Annotated in this window: 6 protein-coding genes; 5 read left to right on the top strand and 1 reads right to left on the bottom strand. The window is 37.3% G+C overall.

Translation table 11 applies throughout. The annotated features are described in order from the left end of the window. Nucleotides 1-118: 118 nt before the first annotated feature. On the bottom strand, nt 119-931 hold the full coding sequence (locus tag QOS10_RS08600) for a LicD family protein (RefSeq protein ID WP_283595067.1): 813 nt from the start codon (nt 929-931) through the stop codon (nt 119-121). Between the two features lie 108 nt (nt 932-1,039). On the opposite strand from QOS10_RS08600, the gene QOS10_RS08605 reads away from it, so the two are divergent. The 5 genes from QOS10_RS08605 to QOS10_RS08625 form a co-directional block, all read left to right on the top strand. Beyond that, the gene (locus QOS10_RS08605) at nt 1,040-2,794 is read left to right on the top strand and encodes a phosphotransferase (RefSeq protein ID WP_283595068.1); all 1,755 of its coding nucleotides are present in this window, start codon (nt 1,040-1,042) and stop codon (nt 2,792-2,794) included. Then, nucleotides 2,781-3,500 (top strand): NTP transferase domain-containing protein, encoded by a 720-nt coding sequence (locus QOS10_RS08610; RefSeq protein WP_283595069.1) that lies wholly within the window; start codon nt 2,781-2,783, stop codon nt 3,498-3,500. The genes QOS10_RS08605 and QOS10_RS08610 overlap by 14 nt, the downstream gene beginning before the upstream one ends. Beyond that, nucleotides 3,497-4,996 carry a BCCT family transporter gene (locus QOS10_RS08615; protein ID WP_283595071.1) on the top strand — a complete coding sequence of 500 codons (1,500 nt, stop codon included), beginning with the start codon at nt 3,497-3,499 and terminating at the stop codon, nt 4,994-4,996. Before QOS10_RS08610 ends, QOS10_RS08615 begins: the two co-directional genes overlap by 4 nt. Beyond that, nucleotides 4,993-6,102 (top strand): acyltransferase, encoded by a 1,110-nt coding sequence (locus tag QOS10_RS08620; RefSeq protein WP_283595072.1) that lies wholly within the window; start codon nt 4,993-4,995, stop codon nt 6,100-6,102. Before QOS10_RS08615 ends, QOS10_RS08620 begins: the two co-directional genes overlap by 4 nt. 81 nt (nt 6,103-6,183) lie before the next feature. After that, a partial coding sequence (locus tag QOS10_RS08625; RefSeq protein ID WP_283595073.1) for a hypothetical protein occupies nt 6,184-7,863 on the top strand: 1,680 nt, incomplete at its 3' end.

Consider the following 7,863-nt stretch of genomic DNA (forward strand, 5'->3'; position numbering starts at 1 on the left):
ACTAGACCAAAAGCCAAAGTGGCTTAGTCTAGTTCTCAAAAATCTCTTCATCCTTACCGATTGACAAAGAGCCTAATATTCGACCTTTCGGATACTAGAGGACATTATGTTTTACAGGTTATTTTTCTCGTAGCCAAGCCTTTAGTTCATGATTTTCCCGTTGGTCAACCGGTGGTAGTTGCATGTAATCACCGTATAGATCTGTAAGATATTGGTCCCAACACGACATCGTTTTGAACTTATGATCTTCGAAGGTAACGTATGTTGGTTTATCAAAGTCAGTTTTCTTCATGATCTCCTTATCATAGTCGCCCCAATTAATATCACCAACGTACTCTGCACGATCGTAACCATAGCTACGGCAAAGTTGATCAATTCGTTTATTAGCCCGATCGATACCGTACATTTTGGCGAATGGTATAAAGAGCGGTTTGATGAGTTTATGACTCAGCGTTTTTCCATCCCCAACTTTAGCAAAATTAAGGTTGAGAATTTTCCGAGCAAATAATTCTTTTTGATATAACTTGCGGCGTTCAGCGGTATCTGCTGGCACCCCATCAAACGGAAAGATATCTACCCAAAGAGAATTTTCATTAGTTTCGTTCGTATAGCTCTGTTTGGTATAGGTTTCAGTATCCAATACCTTCATGAATGGATAATGAGTGGTGCCATTTTGATAGGTAACGATTTTATAGTGGCCATGAAAGACATCATTATGACGGGCAATATCTTGCAATTTATCGTAGAAGGGGCGACTCATGGCGATATCAATATCATCGTCCCAGGGAATAAATCCCTTGTGACGAATTGCGCCTAGTAATGTTCCAGCACAAAGATAATAATGGATATTGTTTTCCTCACAGAAGTCATTTAATTCGATTAGAATCCCAAGTAACCGTTGACGAATCTCGGGTAACGTTAATTGTTTCATTAGATCTCCCTCGGTTTAGATTTAATACAACTATCATACCAGATTGTAAGGGTAGTTGTTCAGTGGTAAAATATTCTTTGTTCAATTAAGAAAGGATTACTCAATTTTATGAACAACAAACTATTAGAAATTTTTCGAGCAAAGACTAATCATCCGGAAGCTACTCAGCGTGAATTAGCACAGCGAGTTGCTTTATCATTGGGCAAGGTCAATCAAGGACTGGACCAGTTAAAGAAAATGGGTCTTTTGGATGACAAGATGATGCTTTCATCGGTTGGCCAAGACTACCTTCATCAGCACCATCCTCAAAGGGCCGTTATTTTGGCCGCCGGATATGGTATGCGAATGGTACCAATTAATACTGAGCAGCCTAAAGGATTACTGGAAGTAGATGGTGAGCCGTTGATCGAGCGGTTAATTAAGCAGCTCCATCAGCGACATATTAGCGAGATTGCCATTGTCGTAGGATTTATGAAGGAACACTACGAATATTTAATTGATAAATATGATGTTCAGCTGATCGTTAATCCGCATTATGCAGACTGGAATAATATTTATTCCTTATTTTTGGCCAAGGATGTCTTATCTAATGGCTACATCGTTTCTTGTGACGTGTGGTTTAAAGATAATCCTTTCTCAACGGTTGAGGATCAGTCATGGTACCTTTTTACCGATAAAAGTGATTATCAGTCGCACTGGCGGGTTAATTCTAAAGGGAAAGTAGTTCGCGTAAAACAGAATGGTAATAAGATGGTTGGCTTAGCGTATCTCAATCGATCGTCTGCTGAAGAATTAGCATCGCGGCTTACCGAACAGGTTAAGTTACGGCCGTTCCTAAATGAATTTTGGGAATCAGCGTTAGTTAGCCAGCGTCAATTTATGATTGATGGACGAGTGATTAGTAATCATGAGTATGCTGAGATAAATTCTTATGAGGAATTACGGGACCTCGATGACAGTTCTAGCCATCTGAAAAACGATGCTATCAGTGCTATTGAACAAGCCTTGGGGGTAACCGTTCAGGATATTCATGATATTCGGGTCTTGAAAAAAGGAATGACAAACCGTTCCTTTATTTTTAAGTGTCATGATAAACACTATATCATGCGAATTCCGGGTGAGGGGACAGCTAAACTAATCAATCGGCGTGAGGAGTATGATGTTTACCAACAAGTAGAAGTATTATCTTATGTTGAAAAAACACTTTACTTAAATCCTGACAACGGATATAAGCTAACTCAGTTTATTGAACACTCCCATAATTGCGATGCTAATAATTGGGACGAGGTTCGACAGTGTATGCAGCTTTTACGGAAAATGCATGGAGAGAGACTGAAAGTTGGGCATCAATTTGATGTTTATCGCCAGCTGGAGTTTTATGAAAGCTTACGGCGCGGTGATTCGGCCTACCGGGACTATGACGAAGTTAAAGCGCGCGTTGAAAAGTTACGGGGATTCATTGATGGTTTGGATAAAGAATGGACGCTTTGTCACATCGATGCTAACCCGGATAACTTTGTCTTTGACCAAGATGGTCATCTCTATTTGATTGATTGGGAGTATGCTGGAATGCAGGATCCACATATTGATATTGCAATGTTTGCAATCTATGCCATGTACGACCAGTCTCAACTTGACCAGTTAATTGATGCATACTTTGACGGGGCAATTGACGCACTAACGCGGTATAAGATTTATGCTTATGTGGCTATCTGTGGATTATTGTGGAGCAACTGGTGTGAATACAAGCAGTCTCTAGGACTTGATTTTGGTGAGTATTCGTTGGCTCAATATCGTTACGCAAAGGAATACAGCAAGAAAGTATTGAAATATTTGAAAGAGGAAAATTATGGCAATAATTGATAATGCAATCATTATGGCCGCTGGTTTGGGAACAAGGATGCGGCCGTTAACCAACAGTACTCCCAAGCCACTGGTCAGAGTCGCTGGGCAGCCGATGATTGAGTCGGTAATTGCCGCGCTCCATGCTAATGATATTTATGACATTAGTATTGTCGTTGGATACTTGGGGAGTCAATTTGATTACTTAGCTGATAAGTATGACGGGGTAAGGTTGGTCAATAACCCTTACTACTCAAAGTACAACAATATCTCGTCACTATATGTTGCTCGGCATGAATTGAAGAATACGGTGATCCTGGATGGTGATCAAATAATTACTAATCCTCAGATCCTAGATCGACATTTTGAACACTCTGGTTATGCCGGAGCGTGGGTCGATACGTGGACGGATGAGTGGATCATGCACGTTGATGATGAGCATGTTGTTAAAAGCTGTGATCGAGATGGTGGAAAAGATGGTTGGCGCCTGTACAGCCTCTCTAAGTGGACACAGGCTGATAGTGCTAAATTGTGTCATTATCTAGTTGAGGAATTCGAGAATAAGCACCATTTCGATATCTACTGGGATGATATTGCCATGTTTGACTATTCCTCTCAATTTAAACTGACGGTTCAGCCAATTAAGAATACAGATATTATTGAAATAGATAGCATTAAACAGCTTGACTTGGTAAGTCAGAAGATGAAGAAGGGGCTTTTAGGATGAGGGAACGGTTAGGTAGAATTGATTGGCCGCTCATTATCATTCCGATTCTATCGGTATTTGGTTTGAGCGTCTTTTTTACGTCTTTTCCGCAAGCATCTCATCATTCGTTAATGGGAATTCGTGCTTTTTTGAATCTTCATTTTTCTTTCTTCTATATTTTAATTGCCCTCTTCTTTCTTATAAGTAGTTTGTATGTTGCTTTTTCCAAGTACGGCCGGGTTCGTCTTGGAAAAACTAAGGACGGACGACCAGAATATTCTAATTTGCGTTGGGGAGTAATGATTTTCACGTCTACCATGTCGGCGGATATTATTTTTTATTCCCTGTGTGAATGGATGATGTATGCTAATGAACCGTTTATCAGGCAGTATTCAAATGTGATGGAATGGTCACTAACTTATTCTCTATTTCATTGGGGACCAATTGTTTGGTCGTTCTATATTATGTTAGCGGTGGCTTTCGGCTATATGCTATTTGTCACGAAGAATGGTCGGCAGAAGTTTTCCGAAGCATGTCGGCCTTTATTCGGTTATTATATTGACGGAATTGTGGGAAAGCTGATTGATCTGGTGGCGATCTTTGCTTTAATTGCTGCGACCGCGACAACTTTTTCAATGTCAATGCCTCTCCTGGCTACTGTAGTGGGAGAATTGATTGATGTCCATAATGTAAAGATGTTGTCGATAATATTGATCGTTCTAGTGGTTTGCATTTACTTGATCGCATCTGTGATTGGGATGAAGGCCATTTCTCGGTTAAGTGTTATTTGCTATACCTTCTTTATTGGTCTCTTACTGTATGTACTTTTATTTAGTGGGACTGGTAGTTTTATCGTTGATTCCGGAATTCAGGCTACTGGTAATCTCTTGCAAAACTTTATAGGGATGGCAACGACGACCAACAGTCATGGATTTACACAACACTGGACTATCTATTATTGGTCTTACTGGATGGTCTGGTGCGTTGCAACTCCATTCTTTATTGGAAGTATTAGCCAGGGACGGACGATTAAGGACATCGTTTTGCGGGGCTATGCTTGGGGGCTTGGTGGAACATACCTCTCATTCATTATTCTGAGTAATTTTGGTATTTCACGTCAGATTCATCACCTGGTCAATGCTGTTCAATTGATAAATACTGGGTATTCATATTCGCAAGTAATTCTGATGTTGATGAAGACTTTACCAGAGTATCGAATTGCACTGGTTTTGCTGGCATTAGCAATGATTGGGTTATATTCAACAGTTTTTGATTCGATTACGATGGTTATTTCAAAGTATTCTTATCGAAATTTAACTTTGGAAGAAGAACCTAGTAAGTTAATGCGGGGATTTTGGGCAGTAATCTTTGTGATTATGCCGTTGTCGCTGTTATTGAGCAACAGCTCAATGGCCAATATTCAATCGGTTGCAATCATTGCGGCATTTCCAACATCGATTGTAATGATTTTGATAGTAATTAGTTTTTATCGCAGGATTAGGAAGGATATAAAATGAAAAATATCAAAAAAAAAGGGCGGAATTCGAGTATTGAGTTGTTAAGAATTTTGAGCATGTTTGCAATTGTAATTCACCACTATGCAGTACATGGTACTTTAAATAGTGATTATTATAATCCGGCTATCATAAACACCTTACGGATAAACCTCTTTTTGCATTATCTGGGGAAGGTTGGGGTATGTTGCTTCGTGATAATTGGTGCTTACTTCCTATGTGAGAAGCGGTTTAACTTTAGGAGACCGATAAACCTTATTATCACGATGGTGTTTTATAGCTTTGGTATTTATTTAGTATTGAAATATGGTTTTCATACTGGAATTTGGGGAGCAGATACACCAGCTCGTACCTGGTTGCCTTTTCCGTTGCCTAGTGGATATTGGTTTGTATATGCCTATATCGTTATGCTGCTAGCAATGCCGTGTCTAAATATCATTATCAATAATCTGACTCAGCGGAAATTATTGCTTCTTATTATCGGATTATTTATCTTATGGTCAATAATTCCAGCCGGTATTTGGATGTTTGGTACCAAGCCTGATACATCGGTTGAGGATTTTGGTTATACGTATACGACCTATTTCTTTTTGCTGTACTTTGTCGGCGCCTACTTGAGAAAGTATCGCAATTTCTTTTGGAACTCTACCAGCATGACTGGAATTATTGCTATTGTAACGATGACTATTGCAGTGTTGTTGACGTTCTTGGTTAATGGACAGCAGTCACTTTATTATTATGAAGATATTGTTGGTACCAATGGTCCAATCGTCTTAATTAGTGCGACATTTGTTTTTGCCTTCTTTAGAAATATTCAGTTGAATAGTCGATTTATTAACTATATTGCCGGCTCGACGTTTGGTGTTTACCTAATTCATGAGGATTCGTTTATTCGGCCATTGATCTGGCAGAAATTTATTTCTTCGGCTAAAGTAGCAAGTTCAGCTCCTATGTACTTACGGCAGGCAATTATATATTCGCTAATTGTATTTATAGTTTGTATGTTATTAGATATTTTAGTGCGTAGAATATTGATTGAGAAACCAATAGCAAATATATCGAAAAGGATTTCTTTATGGATAGATAGAATTTTAATGGGTAAAAGTTGATGTGGTGGAAATTGGATGCTTTCGTTAAGGTAATAAAAGCTATAGAGAACATAGTATGTTATGGGGAGGGGCTTAAATACAATGAAAATAAATAGGAAATTAATTGATCCTGTAATAATTATTCTTTTATGCTTTGTTATGATGATTCCTTTTTTTAGGAATGGAGTACTTTATACTGGTGTTGATATGGCTTTTCATTTAAATCGTACGTTTGAGCAGTACCGAGTTATACAGGATGGCCACGTGTTTTCTTTAATAAATACATATTCATTAAATCATTTAGGTGCACCAGTTAACATGCTATATGGATTTATATATTTATATCCCTTGGCATTTTGGATGCTAGTTGTACATAATAAAGTACTAGCGGTGTATTTAGGAATTAGTACTATATTGGCTTGCGTAGCTTTATTTTCATATTGGATTGGAAATAAGTATTGGTTGAATAAAAGGGATAGAGCTTTAGCATTTGCCGTGTTATTTACTTTTTCAACTTACATTTTTGGTATTCTTTTTGGAACATTTGATCTTGCTCAAACTTCAGCGACGGCTTTTTTACCTAGTGTAGCATATGGAACATATTCGATCTTTTGGAGGAATAAGAGAGAGTGGCCGTTTTTGGCTTTAGGAATGGCAGGAACAATATATTGCCATTTAGTAAGTACATTAATTTATAGTACCTTAGTATTAACTATTATTATTGTTGCTCTTCTTTGTAAGAAGGTAAATATGTCTAAAATAGTCGCTTTACTTAAAGCAGTAGTTATGACGATATTTACAACTAGTTTCTTTTGGATTAACTTTCTGATCGTTTACCTAAATAATCCTTCAATTAATATTCCTAACTCGGGTAATATATCTGGAAATACACCGGCTGATTTCACTAATCTTTTACTAACAATGATTCTAGGTATTGTTATTACTGTACTATTTATAATTACCCTTTTGAATTGGCAAAAATTAAATAATCAGATTAAAGTAATCGGGATCTTAAGTTTCTTTTATATGTTTATGTCAATTGATATTTCTAATTTTATTTGGCATTTCTTAAACAAGACCCCAGTTAAACAAATTCAAGGTGTATTTAGATTTAGAGCTGTTATACTCCTTTTAGTGCTAGTATTTATTATTTCTGCAGTAAGTGTTATTTTTAGTAGGGAAAACTATACACTATATTCTGTAATAGTACTTGTTTGCTGTTCTTGGCTTAGTAGTAGTTATACTTTTTTCAATGATAGGTCGAATTTTACAGGGGTAACAAATTATTATGCAAAATATCAGGAGTCACCATTTTCAAATTATAAGATTTCAAATAACCAGGATTTTATGAACACTGTAGATGAAGTATATGTGGGTGTTGGATGTCTTGATTATTGGCCTAGCAGTGCACTGGTAAGGAGTGGCTCCTTAATGCGGGATTCTGCTTCCCAATCAAAACCACAATTTAATGGTGTTAAATTTAATATATTTTCCTCTACTTCAAATAAAAAGATTGCATTACCATTTTTGATATACAAAGGGATAACGTATAAAGTTACTAATAATGGTCATATAGTAGATTCCGAAATTTCAAAATACGGTTGTTTATCCTTAAGATTAAATAAAGGTAAAAATAATATTAGAATTAAAGCAAGGCTGTCGAGCCCTCAAATTGTTTGCATAGTTATATCGTTGCTTAGCTTAATACGTCAATTGCTAGTTTGTAACATTCCAAATTTTGCTAGATTATTCGTCATGACAAGTGCCTCGATCTGTGCTTGC

Source organism: Limosilactobacillus galli (assembly GCF_947381495.1).
In the GTDB taxonomy this organism is placed as follows: domain Bacteria; phylum Bacillota; class Bacilli; order Lactobacillales; family Lactobacillaceae; genus Limosilactobacillus; species Limosilactobacillus galli.